Origin of the sequence: Kosakonia sp. MUSA4, assembly GCF_013085925.1 — a bacterium.
In the GTDB taxonomy this organism is placed as follows: domain Bacteria; phylum Pseudomonadota; class Gammaproteobacteria; order Enterobacterales; family Enterobacteriaceae; genus Kosakonia; species Kosakonia sacchari_B.
The window spans coordinates 5,367,309-5,389,197 of record NZ_CP025697.1; the positions used below are offsets into that span (position 1 = coordinate 5,367,309).

Annotated in this window: 21 protein-coding genes; 9 read left to right on the forward strand and 12 right to left on the reverse strand. The window is 52.6% G+C overall.

All coding sequences use genetic code 11. The annotated features are described in order from the left end of the window. Positions 1 to 117: 117 nt before the first annotated feature. The gene (locus C0557_RS25495) at positions 118 to 654 is read left to right on the forward strand and encodes a carboxymuconolactone decarboxylase family protein (RefSeq protein ID WP_208662302.1); all 537 of its coding nucleotides are present in this window, start codon (positions 118 to 120) and stop codon (positions 652 to 654) included. 29 nt (positions 655 to 683) lie between these two features. Here C0557_RS25495 and C0557_RS25500 read toward each other — a convergent pair whose 3' ends face one another. From C0557_RS25500 to C0557_RS25545, 10 genes are all read right to left on the reverse strand, one after another. Then, positions 684 to 1,661, reverse strand: coding sequence for an ABC transporter ATP-binding protein (locus tag C0557_RS25500; protein WP_208662304.1), 978 nt, complete (start codon positions 1,659 to 1,661; stop codon positions 684 to 686). Beyond that, complete coding sequence (locus C0557_RS25505) at positions 1,658 to 2,638, reverse strand: ABC transporter ATP-binding protein (protein WP_208662306.1); 981 nt, start codon at positions 2,636 to 2,638, stop codon at positions 1,658 to 1,660. The genes C0557_RS25500 and C0557_RS25505 overlap by 4 nt, the downstream gene beginning before the upstream one ends. Then, complete coding sequence (opp4C, locus tag C0557_RS25510; RefSeq protein WP_074776314.1) at positions 2,635 to 3,582, reverse strand: oligopeptide ABC transporter permease; 948 nt, start codon at positions 3,580 to 3,582, stop codon at positions 2,635 to 2,637. Before opp4C ends, C0557_RS25505 begins: the two co-directional genes overlap by 4 nt. Continuing rightward, positions 3,582 to 4,541 (reverse strand): ABC transporter permease, encoded by a 960-nt coding sequence (locus tag C0557_RS25515; protein ID WP_208662308.1) that lies wholly within the window; start codon positions 4,539 to 4,541, stop codon positions 3,582 to 3,584. Before C0557_RS25515 ends, opp4C begins: the two co-directional genes overlap by 1 nt. 45 nt (positions 4,542 to 4,586) lie before the next feature. Then, the gene (locus C0557_RS25520; RefSeq protein ID WP_208662310.1) at positions 4,587 to 6,290 is read right to left on the reverse strand and encodes an ABC transporter substrate-binding protein; all 1,704 of its coding nucleotides are present in this window, start codon (positions 6,288 to 6,290) and stop codon (positions 4,587 to 4,589) included. A gap of 377 nt (positions 6,291 to 6,667) precedes the next feature. Further along, the gene (locus tag C0557_RS25525; RefSeq protein ID WP_208662312.1) at positions 6,668 to 6,868 is read right to left on the reverse strand and encodes a hypothetical protein; all 201 of its coding nucleotides are present in this window, start codon (positions 6,866 to 6,868) and stop codon (positions 6,668 to 6,670) included. A gap of 11 nt (positions 6,869 to 6,879) precedes the next feature. Further along, the gene (gene buk / locus C0557_RS25530; RefSeq protein WP_208662315.1) at positions 6,880 to 7,950 is read right to left on the reverse strand and encodes a butyrate kinase; all 1,071 of its coding nucleotides are present in this window, start codon (positions 7,948 to 7,950) and stop codon (positions 6,880 to 6,882) included. A gap of 2 nt (positions 7,951 to 7,952) precedes the next feature. Beyond that, complete coding sequence (locus C0557_RS25535) at positions 7,953 to 8,843, reverse strand: phosphate acyltransferase (RefSeq protein WP_208662317.1); 891 nt, start codon at positions 8,841 to 8,843, stop codon at positions 7,953 to 7,955. 81 nt (positions 8,844 to 8,924) lie between these two features. Beyond that, complete coding sequence (gene phbB, locus C0557_RS25540) at positions 8,925 to 9,665, reverse strand: acetoacetyl-CoA reductase (protein ID WP_074776320.1); 741 nt, start codon at positions 9,663 to 9,665, stop codon at positions 8,925 to 8,927. A 40-nt stretch (positions 9,666 to 9,705) separates the two neighbouring features. After that, positions 9,706 to 10,893, reverse strand: a complete 1,188-nt coding sequence (locus C0557_RS25545; protein WP_208662319.1) for an acetyl-CoA C-acetyltransferase — start codon at positions 10,891 to 10,893, stop codon at positions 9,706 to 9,708. Positions 10,894 to 11,129: 236 nt separating this feature from the next. Between C0557_RS25545 and C0557_RS25550 the strand changes: the two genes are divergently transcribed. Together C0557_RS25550 and fabV are read left to right on the forward strand one after the other, a co-directional pair. Beyond that, on the forward strand, positions 11,130 to 11,552 hold the full coding sequence (locus tag C0557_RS25550) for a MaoC family dehydratase (RefSeq protein WP_208662321.1): 423 nt from the start codon (positions 11,130 to 11,132) through the stop codon (positions 11,550 to 11,552). 16 nt (positions 11,553 to 11,568) lie between these two features. Next, positions 11,569 to 12,762 (forward strand): enoyl-ACP reductase FabV, encoded by a 1,194-nt coding sequence (fabV, locus tag C0557_RS25555; RefSeq protein ID WP_208662323.1) that lies wholly within the window; start codon positions 11,569 to 11,571, stop codon positions 12,760 to 12,762. A gap of 48 nt (positions 12,763 to 12,810) precedes the next feature. Here fabV and C0557_RS25560 read toward each other — a convergent pair whose 3' ends face one another. Continuing rightward, complete coding sequence (locus tag C0557_RS25560) at positions 12,811 to 13,767, reverse strand: LacI family DNA-binding transcriptional regulator (protein WP_074776324.1); 957 nt, start codon at positions 13,765 to 13,767, stop codon at positions 12,811 to 12,813. A 296-nt stretch (positions 13,768 to 14,063) separates the two neighbouring features. Between C0557_RS25560 and C0557_RS25565 the strand changes: the two genes are divergently transcribed. The 6 genes from C0557_RS25565 (at position 14,064) to C0557_RS25590 (ending at position 20,558) form a co-directional block, all read left to right on the forward strand. Continuing rightward, entirely contained in the window at positions 14,064 to 14,378 is a 315-nt protein-coding gene (locus tag C0557_RS25565; protein ID WP_043956025.1) for a PTS sugar transporter subunit IIB, read from the forward strand. Between the two features lie 12 nt (positions 14,379 to 14,390). Then, positions 14,391 to 15,719: a PTS sugar transporter subunit IIC gene (locus C0557_RS25570; protein ID WP_208662331.1), complete on the forward strand. Its 1,329-nt coding sequence runs from the start codon at positions 14,391 to 14,393 to the stop codon at positions 15,717 to 15,719. A 37-nt stretch (positions 15,720 to 15,756) separates the two neighbouring features. Further along, complete coding sequence (locus C0557_RS25575) at positions 15,757 to 17,145, forward strand: glycoside hydrolase family 1 protein (protein WP_208662339.1); 1,389 nt, start codon at positions 15,757 to 15,759, stop codon at positions 17,143 to 17,145. Between the two features lie 5 nt (positions 17,146 to 17,150). Next, complete coding sequence (locus C0557_RS25580) at positions 17,151 to 17,462, forward strand: PTS lactose/cellobiose transporter subunit IIA (RefSeq protein ID WP_175518632.1); 312 nt, start codon at positions 17,151 to 17,153, stop codon at positions 17,460 to 17,462. A 146-nt stretch (positions 17,463 to 17,608) separates the two neighbouring features. Continuing rightward, on the forward strand, positions 17,609 to 18,988 hold the full coding sequence (locus C0557_RS25585; RefSeq protein ID WP_208662341.1) for a carbohydrate porin: 1,380 nt from the start codon (positions 17,609 to 17,611) through the stop codon (positions 18,986 to 18,988). Between the two features lie 358 nt (positions 18,989 to 19,346). Further along, positions 19,347 to 20,558: an oxalate decarboxylase family bicupin gene (locus C0557_RS25590; protein ID WP_074776328.1), complete on the forward strand. Its 1,212-nt coding sequence runs from the start codon at positions 19,347 to 19,349 to the stop codon at positions 20,556 to 20,558. Between the two features lie 126 nt (positions 20,559 to 20,684). Here the strand turns inward: C0557_RS25590 and nepI are convergent, their stop codons facing one another. Beyond that, positions 20,685 to 21,869, reverse strand: coding sequence for a purine ribonucleoside efflux pump NepI (nepI, locus tag C0557_RS25595; RefSeq protein WP_208662343.1), 1,185 nt, complete (start codon positions 21,867 to 21,869; stop codon positions 20,685 to 20,687). Positions 21,870 to 21,889 lie beyond the last annotated feature (20 nt).

Here is a 21,889-nt window from a genome sequence, read left to right on the forward strand (position 1 = left end):
TGAGACGATAAGACAAAAAACAGAGACGATTTGGCGCATTCTACACCGTCCGCGCAGCCTAACATAAGCCCAACGCCGCCACTGCGGCCCTCATTTAACACTGAACAGGAGCGAATCATGAGCCGTTTAACCCACATTCAGACTGAAGAAGCCACTGGTAAAGCCGCAGAATTATTTGCTGCCATCAAACGCGCAATGGGCAAAGTGCCAAATGCTTATCTGACCATCGGCAGCCATTCGCCGGAGGCGCTGGGCCAGGCGCTGCAACATAACGCCATGCTGACGAAAAGCAGCCTGAACGCCAAAGAGCGTGAAGCCATTAACCTTGCCGTCAGCGAAGCAAGCGGCTGTGATTACTGCCTGGCCGCCCACACGCTGGTAGCAAAAGGTGCGGGCTACAGCGAAGAGCAGATCCGGCAGTTGCGTCGCGGGGAATACCCGCAGGATGCGCGCATTGATGCGCTGGTGAAATTCGTGCAAACGCTGGTCACCACGCGCGGCACACTGGCTGACGACACCGTTGCCGCCTTTCGCAATGCCGGTTTCGACGATCGCCAGGTGGTGGAAACCATCAGCGCCGTCAGCGCGATTCTGTTCACCAATATGATTAACCGCGTCAATGATACGGTGGTGGATTTCCCGAAAGTGAATTGATCAACCCGGGAGGCTGAGGCCTCCCTTTTTTATTGCGCCGACTCCACCCAGTGGCACGCCACCTGATGGCCGGGCCGCAATTCGCGCAGTTCCGGGATTTCAGTGCGGCAGCGTTCCGTTGCCAGCGGGCAGCGGGAAGAGAAGCGGCAGCCGGAGGGCGGGCGCGATGGATCGGGGATTTCCCCCTGCACCACTGCCACGGGCTCGCTTTCCGGGTCGAGCGTCGGCACCGCCGCCAGCAGCGCCTGGGTGTAAGGGTGCAGCGGCTGGCTGAACAGCGCATCGCGGCTGGCGGTTTCCACCAGTTTCCCCAGGTACATCACCGCCACGTCATCACACAAATGTTCCACGACACCGAGATCGTGAGAGATAAACAGGAAGGTGACGCCGTGGTCATCGCGCAGATCGGAAAACAGATTAATGATTTGCGCCTGAATGGAGACATCCAGCGCCGAGATAGGTTCGTCGGCGATAATAAAATCCGGGTTGAGGATCAGCGCGCGGGCAATGCCGATACGCTGGCGCTGGCCGCCGGAGAACTCATGGGGAAAGCGATTGTAATGCTGCGGCGCCAGGCCACAGATTTTCATCACCTCCAGCACCTTGTCGCGCAGCTCCGCTTTACTGCACAGCTTGTGTTCCAGCATCGCTTCGCCAATCGCATCGCCAATGCGAATGCGCGGGTTCAGCGAGCTGTAAGGATCCTGAAACACCAGCTGGATTTTCGGGCGCAGCGCGCGCATCTGTTTCGGCGTCAGATCCTGCAACTCCTGACCGCGATACTTCACGCTGCCCGCCGTTTTGTCATACAGCCCCAGCAACGTGCGTCCGACGGTGGTTTTACCGCTGCCGGATTCACCCACCAGGCCAAAAATGGTGCCGGGTCGAATGTTAAAACTGACGCCGTCCACGGCGCGTAGCTGTCCGGTTTCCTGACCAAATAGCCCGTCGCGCAGCGGGAAGTGCTTTTTCAGACCGTCCACTTCAATGACATATTGCTGGCTCATGCGACCGGCTCCGCTAACTCACTGTGAATACATGCGGCTTGCCGCGTTTGCCCGATCAGCGGCGGAATGCCCGCGCGGCACTGCGGCGTGGCGCGTTCGCAGCGATCGTAGAATGCGCAGTACGGCGGCAGTTCGGCCAGATCCGGCACCTGGCCGGGAATCGAATAGAGGCGGCGTCGGCGCTCGCCCGGAACAGGGCGCGACGCGATCAGCCCTTTGGTATAAGGGTGCTGCGGGTTGCGCAATACGTCGGCGGTCGGGCCTTGCTCAACGATGCGCCCGGCGTACATCACCACGACGTGTTCCGCCATCTGCGCGATAACCCCCAAATCATGGGTGATCAGCATCAGCGCCATCTGCTGCGCCCGCGCCTGATCGCGCAGTAAGCGCAGGATTTGCGCCTGCACGGTGACATCCAGCGCCGTGGTTGGCTCGTCGGCAATCAGCAGTTTTGGCTGGCAGCTCAGCGCCATGGCAATCATGATGCGCTGCAACATGCCGCCGGAAAGCTGGTGCGGATAGCTGCTCATCAGGCTCTCCGCCCGCGCCAGCCCGACATCGGCGATCAGTTGCGTGGCGTGCGCCCAGGCCGCTTTCGGCGTTTCACCGCGATGGCGAATCAGCGGTTCACAGAGCTGCTCGCCGATGGTCAGCACCGGGTTGAGCGCCGTCATCGGCTCCTGAAAAATCATCGCTAACTGGTTACCGCGCAGATCGGCCATTTTCGACGGCTTCAGGCGCAGCAGATCGGTGCCCTGAAAGCGGATTTCTCCGCCGTCGATACGCGCAGCCTGCGGCGGTAACAGCCCCATCAGCGACATGGCGGTCACGCTTTTGCCGCAGCCGGATTCACCCACCACGCCAATGGTTTGCCCGGCCCGAATGGCAAATGAGACATCCTGTACAGCGCGCACGCGCCCCTGCTCGCTGGCGAAGGAGATGGATAAGTTGTTAAAGGTAATTAGCGGCTCGCTCATTTCAGGCTCCGTTTCATCTTCGGATCCAGCGCATCGCGCAGGCCATCGCCCAGCACGTTAATGGCGATAACGGTCAGAAAAATGGCGATACCCGGCGGCATCCACAACCACGGGCGACGCTGAAAATCGATCAGGCTGTTGGCCGCGTCCATCATATTGCCCCATGAGGGCGTTGGCGGTACGACGCCAAGGCCGAGATAGCTGAGCGCGGATTCCATCAGAATGGCGTTAGCCACCGCCATCGTCGCCATCACCACCAGAATGGGAATGGTGTTTGGCAACAGATGGCCGAACAGGCGGCGGCGCGAAGAGAGGCCCAGAACCTGCGTCGCCAGCATAAAATCGCGTTCGCGCAGCGAGAGGATTTGCCCGCGCACCAGCCGCGCCAGCTTCGGCCACTCCAGCAGGCTGAGCATTACCACCACCATGTAGATGCGCGAATCGGACGAGAAATCGAGCTCTGACAACATCGCCCCGGCGACAATCAGCAGCGGCAGGCTGGGGATCGTCATCACCAGATCCGCGAGGCGCATAATCAGTTTGTCCGTCCAGCCACCGGCATAACCGGAGACCGCGCCCAGCAGGTAGCCCAGCGCCACCGACAGCAGCATGGTCAGAAGACCAATAATCAGCGAGATACGCCCGGCAAGCAGCAAGCGGGTATAAATATCGCGGCCAAGAAAATCGGTGCCCAGCCAGTGCTCTGCGCCAGGCGGTTTGTTGATCATCAGCGCGTCGGTGGCATCATCTTTCCACGGCGACCACACCGGCCCCAGCACGCACCAGATGGTCATGACCACCAGCAGAACCAGGCACAGCATCGCCAGATGATTATGGCGCAGCGCTTTCCACGCCTGGTGCCACGGAGAGGGCGTGGCCTGTGCCAGCGCCGGAATTTCCGCCTTGCGCAGGCGGCGATTCGTTGAGAAAAGGGAACCGAACATCACGACCTCACGCGAATGCGCGGGTCGGCCCACGCGTACAGCACATCGGCAATCAGGTTGCCAACAATGGTTAATACCGCCAGAAACAGGGTGAACCCCATCAGCACCGGGTAATCGCGGGCGGCCAGCGAATCAATATGGATATGCCCCGCGCCCGGCCAGTTAAACACCTTTTCAGTGATGATCGCGCCGGAAAACAGCCCCGGCAGCTCAAAACCGAGCAGGGTGATGATCGGCAGCAGCGCATTGCGCATCGCATGTTTGAGGATCACCGTGCGTTCGCGCAGCCCTTTGGCGCGCGCGGTGCGGATAAAATCCATCTTCACCACGTCCAGCATGCTGGCGCGGAAGTAGCGCGTCAGGCTGCCCGCCTGCAACATCACCAGCGCCATGACCGGCAACACCAGATGCGCCGCAACCTGCATCACCCACGCCCAGCCGCTATCGTCGCTGCCGGTGTTGGTCATGCCGCCCACCGGCAACCAGTGCAGATCGACCGCGAACCACTTAATCAGCAACAGGCAGAGGAAAAAGGTCGGGAAAGACATGGCGGCGAACACCGCCACGCTCACCAGATGATCGAACAGCGAATTGGGTTTCAGCGCCGAGGCAATGCCCACCGCCAGCCCGATACCCCAGTAAAACACCAGCGCAACGCTTGCCAGCAGGAACGAATTCCAGATGTACTGGTTAAGTAGCTGACTCACCGGGATTTGGTATTGCAGCGAGAACCCCAAATCGCCGCGCAGCAACTGGCCGAGCCAGTGCAGATAGCGGGTGAAGAGCGGTTGATCGAGGCCATAAATGGCTTTCAGTTCGGCGGCGCGGGCGGCGGTAAGGGTAATGTTACCGTCGATAAAGTCGCCCGGCGTTTTCGCGAACAGCATAAAAATAATCAGTGATGCGAGCAGCAGCATGGGCAGGGTTTGCAGCAGTCGCCTGAGGATAAAATTTCGCATAGCTTTCTCATGACAACTGCCGGGGAGCCCCGGCAGTTGTTAGTGTTACTTGACGATTTTCACATCCGGCAGGCTACCGGTCAGTCCGTTGTAGATATCCGGCTTAAAGCCGGTGACGCGGGCGCTACTGGCCGACAAAATCTCGCGGTTACCCAGCAGAATCGCCGGCGGATCGTTCGCCAGCACTTTATACAGCTGGTGATAAATCGGTTTGCGTTTTTCCACGTCCAGCACCGCATTGCCTTCGTTGATCAGCTTATCGACCTGCGGATTGTTATAGCCGGACTCTTTCGCTTCCGTGCTGTAGTAATCCCACACGCCATCATGCGGATCGTTGAGTGTGCTGGTGCTGAAAGAGGCCAGGTCATAATTGCCCGCTTTTCGCTGCGCCATCAGGGCGTTGAAATCCACCACCTGCGGTTTCAGCAGCACGCCAATCTGCTGCCAGTTCTCTTTGGCGATGGGGATCAGCGCATCGTTCAGCACTTTCTTGCTTACCAGCAGCGTCAGCTCCAGGCGTTTGCCGTCTTTCACGCGGATGCCGTCCGGCCCCGGTTTCCAGCCCGCTTCATCGAGCAGTTTCTTCGCCTGTGCCGGATCGAATTTGTACGGGTTCACGCCGTCGGTGTTATACGCCCATGAAATCGGGGCGATAGGCTCAATCGCCACTTTGCCGTAGCCCTGATAAACCACATCAATCAGTTTCTGGCGGTCGAGGCCGTAAATCAGCGCCTGGCGCACTTTCACGTCCTGCAACGCCGGGCGACGCACGTTAAATTCCACTTTGCTGTAGTCGCTGGAGCCGTACAGGTTGATATTGGCGAAGCCCAGCATTTTCAGTTGTTCGATATCATCCGGGCGCGAGGTGAACGCGTCGTAATCGGTTTCGCCGGTCTGGAACAACTGGAAGTTGGTGGACGGGTTGGTCACGCGGTAGATAAAGCGCGGCGTCGGCGGTGTGCCACGGTAGAAATGGGTGTTGGCGTGGAAACGAATTTCCTGGCCCGGAATATATTTTTCATAGACATACGGCCCGTTGCCCAGCGGCTTGCCGTGCAGCGTGCGCAGATAATCGAGGTTGCCGCGCTGATACTCTTTACCGTAATACGCTTTCGACAGCACCGGGCCGCCGATTTTCGCCAGCGTTGTCGCGCCCGGCTGCGTGGTGGTGACCTGTAAGGTTAGCGGGTCGATCACTTTCAGGCCGCTGACGCTATCGGCTTTCCCGGCTTTATACTCCGCGCCGCCCGCAATATTGGCGAGAGTGATGTCGGTATCGCCATCATATTTCGGGTCGTACAGCACGGTCAGGGTAAACGCCACGTCTTCGGCGGTCAGCGGCGAGCCGTCGCTGAAAGTCAGGTTCGGACGCAGCTTAATGGTATAGACCTTGTTGTCCGGGCTGACGCTCCAGCTTTCCGCCAGGCCTGGCACCAGATTGCCGTGGCTGTCCCAGTCGATCAGGCGTGAGAAAATCACGTTGGTGACGTTTTCGTCCCAGCCGTTAACAAAGAAATAGGGGTTAAAAATGCCCTGCGGTTCAGAGATGCCTGCCACCACTGTGTCTTTACGCAGCTTAGCCGCCGCCGGAATTTGGCTGGCATCAGTGGCTGGCGTAATGCCCTCTTTTAAGGGTTCATCGGCGAAAGAGGCTGAAGAGAAAGCCACCAGGCTGCTGAGTAACGCGATTTTCAGCGCCAGAGTAAAGCGCGTGGGTTTTGTTTTTAAGCTATTCAGTAAGCTGGACAAAATTGCTCCCTCATCAAATGATTGCGTGGAATTTACAAATCATGACGAACGATAAAAGCCGCACCGCACCCTGTCTAACAACGAAAAAATCTGGCTTATAGCAAATCGTCATTAGCAAATTTATGGCAAACCAATGGCATAAATTTGCTAAGCGGCATACAAACCGCATCGTGCCGACGGGTTGAAGAACTCGCGGCTTTATTTCGCGCATGATTTCCACGACTCAGGCCGTTTTATCACAGTGAAAATACGCGCCTGAAAAAGAAAACAGGCAAACAGAAAGAAGCGCTTCCTGTTTGCCTGTGGCTGCATGTCTGGTGAGTTACGTTACTGAGGAATAACGTCCATCGTACAGAACTTTGTGATGTGCTTGTTGGCTAATTATATTCAGAGCTGATAAGGATCCGCTGATTTAAGTCATCAAACTCATCAGCAAGATAATTCACTTCAAACATTCCAAGTTTAATTAAAACATTACCTCTCTTATCATTGAATGCGAGAGAAAGATAAACACAGCCATTTGACTCGACCAGTGTTGTTCTGTCAGGAGTCAGCGTTGTATTGCTTTTATCTAACATAATATTCTCCATTAATATTCCAGTAATTCTCTTCGGCCTTCTATTGCCGACAGTGCTCCGTCAACCAGAGCAAACAATTCATCCTCGCCGGGGTAAACGATAATTTCAGGGGTAATAAAGCTGATGCGTTTACGAATGTCATTAATCACTCTGCCGCTCCAGGCAACGCCTCCGGTGAGGATAATGGCATCGACGCGGCCCGCGAGAACAGCCGCGCATGCGGCGATCTCTTTTGCGACCTGGTAAGCCATCGCCTCAAGCACCTCTAACGCTTTTTGATTTCCATCGCTAATGAGCTGCTCAACATCGCGAATGTCTTTCGTGCCTAAATAGCCAAACACACCGCCTTCGCCAATGAGCTTTTTCTTCAGCGAATCATAGGTATATTCGCCAGAAAAACATAAGCTTAATAAAGCCAGGCAAGGGAGGCGACCCACGCGTTCCGGCGAGAACGGTCCATCGCCACCTAATGCGGAATTCACATCAACAATCCGGCCATCGCGGTGAGCGCCAACGCTGATACCACCGCCGAGGTGCGCAACGATTAAATTCAGGCTGGCATAGGGTTTTTCCACCTGAATGGCGTAACGATGGGCAACCGCTTTCTGGTTAAGGGCATGAAAAGCGCCTACCCGTGATATTTCCGGCATGCCGGAGATTTTAGCGATGGGATCACACTCATCGACCACCACCGGATCGACGGTATAAGCCATATTCTCTTTATCAGCGTCTTTTGCCAGTTCCCAGGCCAGAATTGCGCCGAGATTTGAAGCATGTTCACCGTTAAGACCCACGCTTGCATCATGTAAATAGGCGTCGTTAATACGGTAAACACCACTTTCAAGATAGCGGACCAGCCCGCCGCGCCCGACAAACAGATCCATATCTTTGGTTCTGAAACCATGCTCATGCAACATGCCAAGAATGATTTCTTTGCGGAATTGTTTTTGTTCCAGGATATTTGAATACGGACCTAACTCAGCTTCATTATGGCTATATGTCCGGCAAATCAGTTGCGTCCTGTCGTTATAAATCGCCAGCTTGGTTGAGGTTGATCCAGGATTAATGACCAGAATATACATAACTAGTCCTTACACTGAGCTATCGCACAAGCAATAGAAAAATACTTCGTGGTGGCCGTGTCCGAGCGCGAAGTAAATACCACGGGAGCGGAAGTGCCTGTCAGAACACTGGCGCTTGAAGCGCTGCCGAGCTGCATCACGGTTTTATAGAAGACATTCGCGCTGTTAACATCGGGCAGCACGATTAAATCAACATCGCCGCCGACCCGCGTATCCAGCCCTTTATGCCGGCAGGAATCGTGGCTAAATGCCAGATCGACAGAAAGCGGCCCTTCAACGATGCAACTATCGAAACGTTCTTCGCTTAATTCCGCCGCATCTATCGTTGCCTGGATTGCTGGCGTGGCATGTTCCACGGCGGCGATGAGGGCAACTTTCGGATTACTGATGTCCAGCCGATGGAGTAAATCCACCGCCTGCGTAACCATGATTTTTTTATCCTGTTTTGTCGGGGAAATATTAATTCCGGCATCAGTAATAGCGAATAATTTTCTATAAAAAGGGCTCTGAATAAAAGCCAGTTGCGTGACCAGACTGGATTCAGCAATCCCGAAGGTCTTATTGAGGATGGCCCGCAGATAAACAGGGCTGTCAACCAGGCCCTTCATTAAAATATCGGCCTTTCCTGACTTCACCAGCTCCACGGCTTTATTACACGCTTGCGTTTTGTCGGGAAGATCAATAATTTCAACTTCTCTAATATCAAAATCCAGACGCCCGGCAATGGTGACGATTTTTTCACGGCAACCAACTAAAATAGCGCGACCTAACCCCTGCACAACGATCATCCTGATCGCATCGAGTGCAAAAGCATCCTCCGCAGCAGCTACTGCAATGGTTTTCTGACTTTTTCTCTTGGCTAACTCTAAAAATGAATCTAGCTGCTTTAGCATAATGGAATATCCTGAATACTCACTAAAAGCTCAGCAGGTATGAGCCATCATACCTGCTGAAATGCGGCAATCACTTGCCTGTTAACACATATGCTGGCCACCATTAATGGCAATATTAGAGCCGGTGATATAACCCGATTTATCACCACAGAGATATAACACAAGCTCTGCGATTTCATCGGCTTCACCAAGACGACCAACCGGAATTTGCGCTTTAATACTGTCCAGCACATCATCCGGAATCGCCTGCATCATTTCCGTGTTGATATATCCTGGAGAAATGGTGTTTACGGTAATGTTTTTACGCGCGACTTCCTGAGCCAGCGCTTTGGTAAAACCGTGAACACCTGCTTTAGTCGCAGAGTAATTCGCCTGGCCAAACTGCCCTTTCTGACCGTTAATGGATGACATGTTAATTATGCGACCGCGTTGGTTGGTTAACATATTATCAATCACCGGCTTGGTCATATTAAACATGCTATTCAGGTTAACCTCAATCACCGCATCCCACTGGGATTTATCCATTTTCTTAAATGTTGCATCCCGGGTGATACCTGCATTATTAACCAGCACATCAATGTGACCGTATTTATTCAATACCGAGGCAACGGCAGCCTGGCATTGTTCATAATCACTGACATCACAGACAACCGTATCGATTTTTTCAAAGCCTGCCGCTTTTTGCGTTTCCGCCCAGTCGTTCAGCCGACTGGCATCATTATCAAACGCAACGACCTGGTAGCCTTCTTTAAGAAACCGCAGGCTAATTTTTTCACCAATGCCCCGAATTCCGCCCGTTACCAGTGCAACTTTTTCTTCCATGACCTGTTTCCTGTATCAAATAAAATTCCGGATCGCAGCGTTAATCCATCTCAACCGTGACAGCAATACCCATGCCGCCGCCAATGCATAATGTCGCCAGACCTTTTTTACTTTTCCGGCGTTGCATTTCATGAATTAACGACACAAAAATACGGGCGCCAGACGCGCCAATAGGGTGACCGAGAGCAATGGCACCGCCATTGACATTCACTTTTGTCAGATCCCAGCCCATTTCGCGGTTAACCGCGATAGCCTGCGCCGCAAACGCTTCATTGGCTTCAATGAGATCAAGGTTGCTGACCTGCCAGTTTGATTTTTTAAGTACATTTCGGGAAGCTTCAATCGGCCCGGTTCCCATTAATTCCGGTGCGACGCCAGAGGTCGCAAATTCAACGACCCGGCCAAGCGGCGTAATACCCAGTTCTCTGGCTTTTTTCGCAGTAGCCAAAATAACCATGGCCGCGCCATCATTTACCCCGGAAGCGTTACCGGCGGTTACGGTTCCCTCTTTCTTGAAAGCCGGGCGTAATTTTGCCAGCCCTTCACGTGTGGTTTGCGGACGCGGAAATTCATCTTTTTCAACTACGATGGTCTCTTTACCGGGTTTGATAATAACAACCGGCGCAATCTCGCTGACAAAACGGGAAGCCTCAAGAGCAGCAGCGGCTTTACGCTGCGAGGCAAGCGCAAATTCATCCTGCTCTTCACGCGTAATGCCATATTTCGCCGCGATATTTTCCGCAGTCATCCCCATGTGATAATCATGGAATGCATCCCATAATCCATCATTAACCATGCTGTCCTGCATTTCCCAATTGCCCATTTTCATTCCATTACGGGAGTGAGGAAGAATATGCGGCGACTGACTCATATTTTCTTGCCCGCCCGCAATAATCAACTCAGCTTCACCGCACTTTAATGATTGATATGCAAGCTGTAATGCTTTCATTCCTGAGCCACAAACTTTATTAATTGTCAGCGCGGGAACATCCTGTGAAATACCAGAGTGAATTAATGTTTGTCGCGCTGGATTTTGCCCGCACCCCGCCGTTAAAACCTGACCAATGATAACCTCATCCACCTCGTTTACTGAAATATGAGATTTTTCAAGAAGTGATTTAATCACGATAGATCCCAGTTTAGGTGAGGATATATTGGCAAGGGAACCATTAAGCGAGCCAATAGCTGTCCTTGCTGCACCAAGTATAACAATATCAGTATCCTTCATTATTTTAGCCTTTCGCTTAATTAAACTACGAGAATTTTTATCCCAATTAGGTGAAAGGGTACTTTGATTAATGTCAATGTTTGAGTAAAAGCTGATCCATACAATTTATTCAATGTTCACTGTGAATTTTATATAAATACGGCGATTTCAAGATTGATAGTATTTAAATTCGATAATTCTTATCGCTGCTCACAAAGGATGTTTACATGATATATTTAAATGGAGGTTTTTAAAAAATGACAGAAAGAACCGAATGTTTACAAACAGGACAAACAGCGCAATTCACAAAAAAAATCACTGAAGAAGATGTGATAAATTTTGCAGAGGCATCAGGTGACATGAACCCCGTCCACCTTGATGATGATGCGGGTAAGAAAAGTATATTTGGCCAGCGTGTTGTTCACGGAATTTTGGTAAGCGGTTTAATCTCTGCGGTTATTGCAAATAAACTCCCCGGTAAAGGCTCTATTTATTTGGCGCAAGATCTTAAATTTACCAAACCCACTTTTATTGGCGATACGGTGACAGCAACCGTAGAAATTATTGCTATTGATACGGAGAAAAAACGGGTCAATCTGAAAACCACCTGCACAAACCAGCATGGTGATGTTGTTATTAAAGGAGAAGCACTTGTGTTATCTCCCGCCGTAAAACACTGACCGGAGATAATACATTATGAAACCGATTATTCAGGGCAATGTGGCTAAAAACTGCCACCCGGAAGGGCTGCAAAAAGCCATTGATAAACAGATTGCCTATGTCGAATCACACGGCGAGATCTACGGGCCTAAAAAGGTTCTGGTGATTGGCGCATCCTCCGGTTATGGGCTGGCTTCACGTATTGCGCTGGCTTTTGGCGGTGGAGCCGACACCATTGGCGTCTCGTTTGAAAAAGGCCCCGGTGAAAAAGGCGCAGGCAGCGCGGGCTGGTATAACAACGTTCTGTTTCAGCGACGGGCGAGTGAGAAAGGGCTGATCGCGAAAGACTTTATTGCCGATGCTTTTTCCGATACCACACGGCAAAACGTGATTGATTTTATCCAGCAAGAATTTGGCGGGAAAATTGATCTGGTGGTGTACTCCGTTGCGTCTGGCATACGTCTTCATCCTGACGGTACGCGTTATCACTCAACGCTGGGCGTTCGCGGCCAGGCTTTCTCCGGCCCTGGTTTTGAACTGGAAAGTCAGCGCATGGTAGAACAGACGCTGGAGCCGGTTACCGAACAGCAGCTTGCCGATACAATTAAAGTGATGGGTGGCGAAGACTGGCAGCGCTGGATCACCATGCTGGAACAAGCTGATGTATTAGCCGAAGGATTTAAAACGGTTGCCTATTCGTATATTGGCCCGGAATCAACCTGGCCGCTTTATAAAGATGGCTCTTTGGGTGCTGCAAAAGCGCATTTACATAACACCGCCGATGAAATTAATGCGCAGTTGCAACGTATCAGCGGCCATGCTTATGCGGTTATTTGTAAAGCGCTGGTCACCAAGGCCAGTGCGTTTATTCCGGTATTTCCGCTGTATATCACCCTGCTGTATAAGGTCATGAAACAAAAACGGTTACATGAAACCTGTATTGAGCAAATGCACCGGCTGATGCTGGATCATCTTTATCCCCCCCTTGGCAACGTGTCTACCGATGCCCAACGGTTGATTCGCATGGATGATTATGAACTTCGCCCGGATGTGCAAAACGCGGTGGAATTACTCAGAAAACAGGTGACTGCGGATAACTTTAAGATCATCGGCGATTTTGCCGGTTATTTGCAGGAGTTTCACGAACTGAACGGCTTTGGCATGGCGGGTGTGGATTATTCGGATGAACTGGATATTCACACGCTGGTTAAAGAATATAGCCTTGCGTAACGTCTGAGATGCCACTAAAAAAGCCTCCGCATGGAGGCTTTTTATTGATTAGCGCTTACCGACTTCAGGAATAATTAAATCGCCGCGCACGCGGTACGAGCCCAGCACGCTCTGCGTTTTCTCATTCAGCCACGCCACAATGCGCGCCGCCATCGCATCCATTGAATATTCAATCGCCGGGATAGTCGGGATCCCCGGTAAATGCAAAGAACCAGCAAGGCTGAAGACCATAATGTCGCCCGGCACGGATTTATTGAACGCCTGTAGCTGCGGGATCACGCGCTGCGCTTCCTGCTCGTCAGCCACCAGCAGCGCGTTAAAATTCAGCGTGGTGGCGTTATTGAGCAGCACCTGCAACGCCACCGATGAACTGGTGTCATCCATAAAGACCAGGTTGCGGTTAAACGGCAGGAAATTGTTTTCCAGCGCCAGCTTGTAGCCGTGCAGCACCTGCTCGGCCGCTGCGGTATCGGGATGGATAAGCGCAATCTGTCTGCGGCCTTGGCTAATCAGGTAGTTGCAGGCGGTTTCCGCCGCAAAAGCGTGATCGAACTGAATGCTGTTGGGTGTCGAATCGATGGATTCTTCGCAATCGACCAGAATCACATTTTCATCTTCAATTTTCAGCGGGAAACGCGCGCCGATAATCAATACATCGTCGCACAGCCCGCAGGTCAGTTCATCCAGCGCGCTCATCACCCCGGCTTTGGTATTGGCGAAGCGCAACAGCAAATGCTTTTGGCTCTGGCTGAGATGTTTTTCCAGCGCATACAGGTAACCGGTGGTCTGGTTAATATTCTCCTGGGCGCAAATCACCCCGATGCAGCCTGTCGACTGGCTGAGCAATGACTGGGCGATAACATTGGGCCGATAATTCAGCTCTTCGACCGCTTTCAGTACCGCGAGGCGACTGGCTTCCTTAACGCCGCGCGAACCACTCAACACCCGTGAGACTGTGGCTTTGGAGACCCCAGCTAAACGTGATACATCGTTGATTGTAGACATCTTTCTCCCCTGAGCGGCGCGTAGCCTGCGCCTGAAAATTCGTCCTGCAAAATCGGTTCAATCTATAACCACTCGCAGTATAGCGGTTTCCCTTTTTGATGGAAACCGATTTTCCATTTCACCTCTTTTGCCATCAACGAAGCGCAAAATTCCGTGATGTAAATCCAATAAAAATGCCTTATGGGCAATAGATATTGATAGCTATCACACTTCTGTGGAGAAAAAATGGAAACCGGTTTCCATATGATATCCAATCATCCCCGCAATAACTTTTTACACTTCGAGGATGGTTAACGATGTTCAGGATTATGTTGTGCTGCTCTGCCGGGATGTCCACCAGCTTGTTGGTGAGGAAAATGCTTGAGGCGGCGAAGGAACGGGAGCTGGAAGTGGAGATCGACGCGTACGGTGTTGCGGAATTCGACACGCAATTTCCGCGTTATCAGGTCGTGCTTCTCGGACCGCAGGTTAAGTACATGTTAAATACGCTGTCAGAAAAGGCCGCCGCACACGGCATTCCGGTTCAACCCATCAATCCGATGGATTACGGCATGCAACGCGGTAATGAGGTACTGGACTACGCTTTGTCGCTGATTGAAGCGGCGCATTAAAAAGGTGTTCTTATGAGTTCCTTATATCAATCAATGATTACGGTTATTGAGCAATCCATTACGCCGCTGGCCGGTCGTCTTGGACAGCAGAAGTACGTTATCGCCATCCGCGACGGTTTTACCGCTGCGCTGCCGTTTATGATCATCGGCTCCTTTATGCTGGTGTTTATCTTCCCGCCGTTTTCCGCCGACACCACCGTCGGTTTCGCCCGCGCCTGGCTCGATTTCTCTACCGAATACCGCGCGCAACTGATGCTGCCGTTTAACCTCAGCATGGGGGTGATGACGTTTTTTATCTCCGTCGGCATTGGCGCCAGCCTCGGCCGCCAGTTTAACCTCGACCCGGTGATGACCGGCCTGCTGGCGTTTATGGCGTTTCTGCTGGTTGCCGCGCCGTATGCGGATGGCAAAATCTCCACCCAGTATCTCTCCGGCCAGGGCATTTTTACCGCCTTGCTGACCGCCATCTACTCGTCGCGCGTTTACGCCTGGCTCAAACAGCACAACATCACCATCCGCCTGCCGAAAGAGGTCCCAACCGGCGTGGCGCGTTCATTTGAGATTTTGATTCCGGTGGTGGTGGTGATCGGTACGCTGCACCCGCTGAACCTGTTTATCGAAGCGCAGACCGGGATGATCCTGCCGCAGGCGATTATGCACCTGCTGGAGCCGCTGGTTTCCGCTTCTGATTCCCTGCCCGCCATTCTGCTCTCCGTGCTGCTGTGCCAAATCTTCTGGTTCGCCGGTATTCACGGTTCGCTGATTGTCACCGGCATCATGAACCCATTCTGGATGGCCAACCTCTCCGCCAACCAGGCCGCGCTGGCGGCGGGCGCTGCATTGCCGCATGTCTATCTGCAAGGTTTCTGGGATCACTATCTGCTGATTGGCGGCGTGGGTTCGACCTTACCGCTGGCGTTCCTGCTGCTGCGCAGCCGCGTCGCGCATCTGCGTACCATTGGCAAAATGGGCGTTGTGCCAAGCTTCTTCAACATCAATGAACCGATTCTTTTCGGTGCGCCCATCATCATGAACCCGATGCTGTTTGTGCCGTTTGTCTGCGTGCCGCTGGTTAACGCCGTGCTGGCTTACACCGCGACCAAAATGGGCCTGCTGGCACAGGTGGTTTCGCTGACGCCATGGACAACGCCTGCGCCAATTGGTGCCTCATGGGCGGCGAACTGGGCCTTTAGCCCGGTGGTGATGTGCCTGATTTGTATGGTGATGTCTGCCCTGATGTATCTGCCATTCCTGCGGGCGTATGAACACTCGCTGATGAAAGCGGAAGAACAAAAAGCGCAGACCAGCGCACCGATGACGGAAACCGTCCGCAGTAACTAAGCCGTAACGCATTAGCAGTAACGAAAAGGAGTCGGTAATGAAATACGAATTTCCCGCAAACTTCTGGTGGGGCAGCGCCTGCTCGGCACTGCAAACCGAAGGGGAAAGCCAGCAAGGCGGTAAAAGCGCCACCACCTGGGATACGTGGTTTGCCCGCGAACCGTGGCGTTTTCACCAGCAGATTGGGCCGCAGGAGACCTCGACGTTTTACCGCCACTGGCGGCAAGATATCGCGCTGTTGAAACAGCTTAATCACAACAGTTTTCGTACTTCGCTGAGCTGGTCGCGCCTGATCCCGGATGGAACCGGTGAAGTGAACCCGCAGGCTGTCGCCTGGTACAACGACGTCATCGACGAACTGCTGGCGCAGGGAATTACGCCGTTTATTACGCTGTTTCACTTCGACATGCCGATGGTGATGCAGGAGAAAGGCGGCTGGGAAAGCCGCGAAGTGGTTGAGGCTTTTAGTCGTTACGCGCAAATCTGTTTTGAACTGTTCGGCGATCGGGTGCAGCACTGGTTTACCTTTAACGAACCGATCGTGCCGGTCGAAGGCGGCTATCTGTACGATTTCCATTACCCGAACGTGGTGGATTTCAAACGCGCGGCGACGGTGGCGTACCATACGGTACTGGCTCATGCCAGCGCTGTCAGAGCGTTTCGCGCCGGGCACCACTCCGGCGACATCGGCATTGTGCTGAACCTGACGCCGTCTTATCCGCGCTCGCAACATCCTGCGGATGTGAAAGCGGCACACCACGCAGATTTGCTGTTTAACCGCAGTTTTCTCGACCCGGTACTGCGTGGCGAGTATCCCGCTGATCTGGTGGCGCTGCTCAAAGAGTACGATCAGCTCCCCGCCTGCCAGCCGGAAGATATCTCGCTGATTGCAGAAGGGAAAATCGACCTGCTCGGCATCAACTATTACCAGCCGCGGCGGGTAAAGTGCCGGGACAGCGCGGTCAATCCCGATGCGCCATTTATGCCGGAGTGGTTGTTTGATTATTACGAAATGCCAGGCCGTAAAATGAACCCGTATCGCGGGTGGGAAATTTACGAGCCAGGTATTTACGATATTCTCACCAATCTGCGTCTGAATTATGGCAACCCACGCTGTTTTATTTCTGAAAACGGTATGGGCGTCGAGAATGAAGAACGCTTTATTGAAAACGGACAAATTAACGATAGTTATCGTATTACCTTTGTTCGCGATCACCTGAAATGGCTACATAAAGGAATCAGCGAAGGCTGTAATTGTCTTGGTTACCATATGTGGACATTTATTGATAACTGGTCATGGTGTAACGCATATAAAAACCGCTACGGTTTTGTGCAATTAGATCTGGCAACTCAGCAACGCACTATTAAGAAAAGTGGAGAGTGGTTTGCCGCCACTGCCACGCTTAATGGTTTTACTCAGGAATAATGATGATGGTCGCACTTGAAGAAGCGGTAATGGAAATTATCGTCAACGCCGGACAGTCGCGAAGCCTGTGCTTTGAGGCGCTGCGCTCGGCCAGGGAGGGCAATATTGAAGAAGCCCGTAGCCTGCTGCGCGAGGCCGATGGTTATTCACGCCAGGCGCACAAAATGCAGACGCAATTGATTGAGCAGGATGCAGGTGAAGCTCGCCAGCCAATGACGTTAATTATGGTGCATGCCCAGGATCATTTAATGACATCATTACTGGCCCGCGAATTATCTGAAGAAATCATTCAACTGCATTCATTATATCGACAGTAATAAATGGAGAATTGATTACGGTAAATCTTAATTAATCTGTACCCGACTCTACAAAATAAATATTAGTTTTTGGTGATGGCAATATTTTTACCCTGCCAGCGCAGGGTAACTATTGTCTGCGAATAACTTACTAAATTGAGATAACCATGAGAATAAATAAAATACTTCCAGTGGCGCTGGCGGTTGCGGCCACCCTTTGCTCTGGCTCCGTCTTCGCACAAGAATTTACGCAAGAGCAAATCGATGCCATTGTCGCCAAAGCGGTCGATAAAGCGCTGGCGGAACGGCAGGCCAAAATGGATGCCGCCATCAATAAAAAAGCAGATGTCATTGTTGAACCACAAACCACCGCCCAGGAACCGGATAAAGCCATTCCTTACGGCGTGAAATTCAGCGGCTATGCCCGCTACGGCGCGCACTTCCAGTCTGGCGATCAGAAATATGTCGGCGTCGATGGTTCCTATAATGGCGCCTCCGCCATTGGCCGTCTGGGTAACGAAGGCAACGGCGGCGAATTCCAGCTCTCCAAGGCATTCAAAGGCGATAACGGCGCAATCTGGGACGTTAACGTGATGTTCGATCACTGGGGCGACGAAGTTAACCTGAAAAAAGCCTATGCCGGGGTAACCAACCTGCTGGCCTCGAACCCGAATGCTTACTTCTGGGCGGGACGCGACTTCCACCAGCGTCCGCAACAGGGCATTAACGACTACTTCTGGATGAACCATGATGGTCAGGGCGCCGGGGTGAAAAACTTCGATATTGGCGGCGTGCAGTTTGACGTAGCCGCCGTGGCGGCCGTGGAATCCTGTAGCCCGGAAGTACTGGAGGATGAAGCCAACCCATCACGCATCACCTGTACGGGCAGTTCGAACGTGGGTGATAAGGGTAACTATGCCGTCACCTCGAAAATTCACGGCATGAAGGTTGGCCCGCTCGATCTGGAGATCTATGCCAACTACGGCTTTGATTCCAAAGCGATCGAAAGCGAAGACCGCCAGCGCGCCTGGCAGGGCGGCGTGGTGCTGAGCCACACCAATGACCACGGCGTGAACAAAGTGATCGCCCGTTATTCCGATAACGCGGACAACAGCGTATTCAACAAAACCGACGATCTGACGGCGATTTACGCCAGCTTCGAAGGCAACTACAAGTTCAGCCAGCAAACCCAGGTGGAATACCTGCTGGCCTTCCACGATTACGATAACAGTGCCAACAAAGCCGATAACCGCCGCAACTACGGCGCGATTATTCGTCCGATGCACTGGTGGAACGATGTCCATTCAACCTGGCTGGAAGCCGGTTATCAGCGCGTCGATTATGACAATGGCGGCGATAACCACGGCTGGAAACTGACGCTGTCGCAGAACATCTCGATTGCGATGGGTCCGGAATTCCGCCCGATGCTGCGCTTCTACGTGACCGGCGGCGAAGTGGATAACAAACGTACCGCGCGGGTTAATGGCACCGACGACAGTACGCTCGATTCGTTTAACGTCGGCGCGATGTGGGAAGCCTGGTTCTGATGATACTGCGGGGGCGGCGAACCTGCCGTCTCCGTTTCTCATGGCGGAAAATATATTCTCGCGAGAAGATAAATATCTTTTTTATCCAATGTTACTTATCGTAAAAATGCTACAGAATTTACCTTAAGGTGTAGCAATAACTTTCTCTTTTCATTTTTTATGACTGCTAAAGACGCCAGTGTAAATATTTAGCAAGCTATTTAATTTAATTAGTTAGTCATTTCTTCCAGAAAGCGCCTCGCTTTAACGCGAATTGTTCCTGTTACAAAACATTCCTTCATACCATACCCGTTTATCTATAACCAAATTGCCACTCAATGAAATTACCGAACTAATAATGGTTGAAGGAGTTTCTCTTATGCAAAAAATATCCCGAAGAGGCTTCATGGCTTTTGCTGCGGGCAGTACGGTCGTGTTAGCTGCGGGACAAGCGCTTGCGCATGACAACACCGTAAAAACTTATCCAGTTGGACAACGCGATCCCGGACCACACGATCCTATTCGTGAAGGAGAAAATCCGGATATCGTAAATCCCCCCGCAACCGATAGTGGTACGTTACCGAATCTGCGTTATTCCTTCAGTGATTCACATATCCGTAAAGGAAGCGGAGGCTGGACCCGGCAAGTTACCCAGCGCGAATTAGGCATATCCACAACCATTGCTGGTGTGGATATGCGACTGAACGCGGGCGGGATCAGGGAACTTCACTGGCATAAGGAAGCCGAATGGGCATATATGCTCTATGGAAATGCACGGGTTACCGCGTTTGATACTAAAGGAGGATGGTTTGTCGATGATATTGGTCCTGGCGATATATGGTATTTCCCGTCAGGTATTCCGCATTCCATTCAGGGTCTCGGCCCCGATGGTTGTGAATTTCTTTTAGCGTTTGATAGTGGTGGATTTGATGAGGACAGTACATTCCTGCTCTCTGACTGGTTTAAACATATTCCACCAGAAATATTGGCGAAAAACTTTCAGGTTCCTGTGGCAACATTCGCTAATCTCCCTTCGCCCGCGAACGAATATATATTTGCGGGTAATGTGCCCGGTTCACTTTCATCGGACAGTATTAAAGGGTCAACGAAATCAGATATCGCCTTCACCCATCACATGCTCGGCCAGGACCCCATAAAAGCGCCGGGAGGAACGGTCAGAATAACGGACTCATCTAATTTTCCGGTGTCTAAAACCATTTCCGCAGCCTTAGTTGAAGTACAACCCGGCGGGATGCGAGAACTCCACTGGCATCCGAATAATGACGAATGGCAATACTATCTCGAAGGCGAAGGAAGAATGGGCGTTTTCGCGTCGTCAGGCCAGGCCAGAACGTTTGACTATCGGGCCGGAGATGTGGGCTATGTTCCCTTTGCTATGGGGCATTACATCGAGAATACCGGGGACTCGCCGCTGCGTTTTCTTGAGCTGTTTAAAAGCGATTACTATGCCGACATTTCACTCAATCAGTGGCTGGCAAACACACCGCCGGAGTTAGTGAAGCAACACCTGCAACTCGATGATAATTTTATGAAGGCGCTAAATCTGCAGAAAAACCCTCTCGTAAAATAACCGACTCACACGCAATTTACTGCTCTATCAGCAAGAGGTCGTCTGAAACGACCTCTGCTTACGCGGCCACACGGCTGGGAGTTCGGTACACTACCAATCAACTCTTCAACGCTGCCGATCTCGCCGTCACGCTTTTACCCGCACTTTCGCCGCCACCAGCAGCGCCGTCAGCAACATCAGGCTGCCGGAAAGCACCAGCGGCGACAGCAAACCATAATGATCCAGCGCGAAACCGCCAATCGCTGCGCCGCAGGTATTGGCAAGCTGAATCACCGCCACCTGAATGGAACCGGCTTTTTCCGCCTGATCGGCAAGCGTGCGGGTGATCCAGGTTGACCAGCCCACCGGCACCAGCGCAAAACCCAGACCCCAGATGATGGCGATCCCCGCGGCAACGACTTTATCGCTGCCCCACAAAATCAACACCAGCGCGCTGACAGCCAGCGTCAGCGGTGCAAGGGCGAGCGCCATTTTGACCGAACGCTTCATCACCATGGAAGAGAAGGACGTTCCGACAAAGCTGGCGATACCAAAGCTCAGCAGCACCAGCGTTAAGCCATCAACGCTAAACCCGGCGAGGTTCATATACACCGGGCGAATATAGGTAAAGAACGAGAACTGCCCGGCGAAGACCATAAAGATGGCGATCATTCCCGCCAGCACACCGGGGCGTTTCAGCAGGCCAAACATGTTCTCGTGATGTTCGGTTTTACCCGGCAGCGATGGCAGCGCTCGCCATACCCAGAGAATGCAGACTGCACCCATCAACGCCGCGCCGTTAAAGACATTGCGCCAGCCGATAATGCCGCCGAGGAAACTGCCCAGCGGTGCGGCGATCACCAACGCAATCGACACTGCGCCAAAAATCACCGACAACGCTTTCGGCACGGTACGCATCGGCACCAGACGTATGGTCAGCGAAGCCGACATCGCCCAAAAACCGCCGAGCGCCAGCCCCAGACAAGCGCGGCCTGCCAGCAGCAGCGTAAAGTTAGTGGCAAAGGAGACCAGCAGGCAGGAGAGAGTCAGCAGCACCGCGAAGGCGATCACCACATAACGCCTGTCGGCGGCGCGGATCACCGTAGTAATAAACAGGCTGGCGAACATAGCCACAAACGCGGTTACCGTGACGGTTTGCCCGGCAACGCCTTCGGAAACGCCTAAATCCAGCGCCATTGGTGTCAGCAGGCTCACCGGTAAAAACTCCACGGTGATCAGACAGGCAACGCAAAAAGCCACCGCGAAAACGGCTGACCAGTTAGGACGGGTTACCGCATCCAGCGGAGATTGCGCCACAGTTTGCTCACTCATTTGTCACCTGCTCAGTTATT

What these genes read in the sequence shown, in the direction of transcription:
- C0557_RS25585 (WP_208662341.1), top strand. Translation starts at nt 17,609, where the DNA reads ATGAGAATAAATAAAATACTTCCAGTGGCGCTGGCGGTTGCGGCCACC.
- nepI (WP_208662343.1), bottom strand. Translation starts at nt 21,869, where the DNA reads ATGAGTGAGCAAACTGTGGCGCAATCTCCGCTGGATGCGGTAACCCGT.
- C0557_RS25560 (WP_074776324.1), bottom strand. Translation starts at nt 13,767, where the DNA reads ATGTCTACAATCAACGATGTATCACGTTTAGCTGGGGTCTCCAAAGCC.
- opp4C (WP_074776314.1), bottom strand. Translation starts at nt 3,582, where the DNA reads ATGTTCGGTTCCCTTTTCTCAACGAATCGCCGCCTGCGCAAGGCGGAA.
- buk (WP_208662315.1), bottom strand. Translation starts at nt 7,950, where the DNA reads ATGTATATTCTGGTCATTAATCCTGGATCAACCTCAACCAAGCTGGCG.
- C0557_RS25500 (WP_208662304.1), bottom strand. Translation starts at nt 1,661, where the DNA reads ATGAGCCAGCAATATGTCATTGAAGTGGACGGTCTGAAAAAGCACTTC.
- C0557_RS25565 (WP_043956025.1), top strand. Translation starts at nt 14,064, where the DNA reads ATGTTCAGGATTATGTTGTGCTGCTCTGCCGGGATGTCCACCAGCTTG.
- fabV (WP_208662323.1), top strand. Translation starts at nt 11,569, where the DNA reads ATGAAACCGATTATTCAGGGCAATGTGGCTAAAAACTGCCACCCGGAA.
- C0557_RS25550 (WP_208662321.1), top strand. Translation starts at nt 11,130, where the DNA reads ATGACAGAAAGAACCGAATGTTTACAAACAGGACAAACAGCGCAATTC.
- C0557_RS25505 (WP_208662306.1), bottom strand. Translation starts at nt 2,638, where the DNA reads ATGAGCGAGCCGCTAATTACCTTTAACAACTTATCCATCTCCTTCGCC.
- C0557_RS25515 (WP_208662308.1), bottom strand. Translation starts at nt 4,541, where the DNA reads ATGCGAAATTTTATCCTCAGGCGACTGCTGCAAACCCTGCCCATGCTG.
- C0557_RS25590 (WP_074776328.1), top strand. Translation starts at nt 19,347, where the DNA reads ATGCAAAAAATATCCCGAAGAGGCTTCATGGCTTTTGCTGCGGGCAGT.
- C0557_RS25495 (WP_208662302.1), top strand. Translation starts at nt 118, where the DNA reads ATGAGCCGTTTAACCCACATTCAGACTGAAGAAGCCACTGGTAAAGCC.
- C0557_RS25580 (WP_175518632.1), top strand. Translation starts at nt 17,151, where the DNA reads ATGGTCGCACTTGAAGAAGCGGTAATGGAAATTATCGTCAACGCCGGA.
- C0557_RS25535 (WP_208662317.1), bottom strand. Translation starts at nt 8,843, where the DNA reads ATGCTAAAGCAGCTAGATTCATTTTTAGAGTTAGCCAAGAGAAAAAGT.
- C0557_RS25525 (WP_208662312.1), bottom strand. Translation starts at nt 6,868, where the DNA reads ATGTTAGATAAAAGCAATACAACGCTGACTCCTGACAGAACAACACTG.
- C0557_RS25570 (WP_208662331.1), top strand. Translation starts at nt 14,391, where the DNA reads ATGAGTTCCTTATATCAATCAATGATTACGGTTATTGAGCAATCCATT.
- phbB (WP_074776320.1), bottom strand. Translation starts at nt 9,665, where the DNA reads ATGGAAGAAAAAGTTGCACTGGTAACGGGCGGAATTCGGGGCATTGGT.
- C0557_RS25575 (WP_208662339.1), top strand. Translation starts at nt 15,757, where the DNA reads ATGAAATACGAATTTCCCGCAAACTTCTGGTGGGGCAGCGCCTGCTCG.
- C0557_RS25545 (WP_208662319.1), bottom strand. Translation starts at nt 10,893, where the DNA reads ATGAAGGATACTGATATTGTTATACTTGGTGCAGCAAGGACAGCTATT.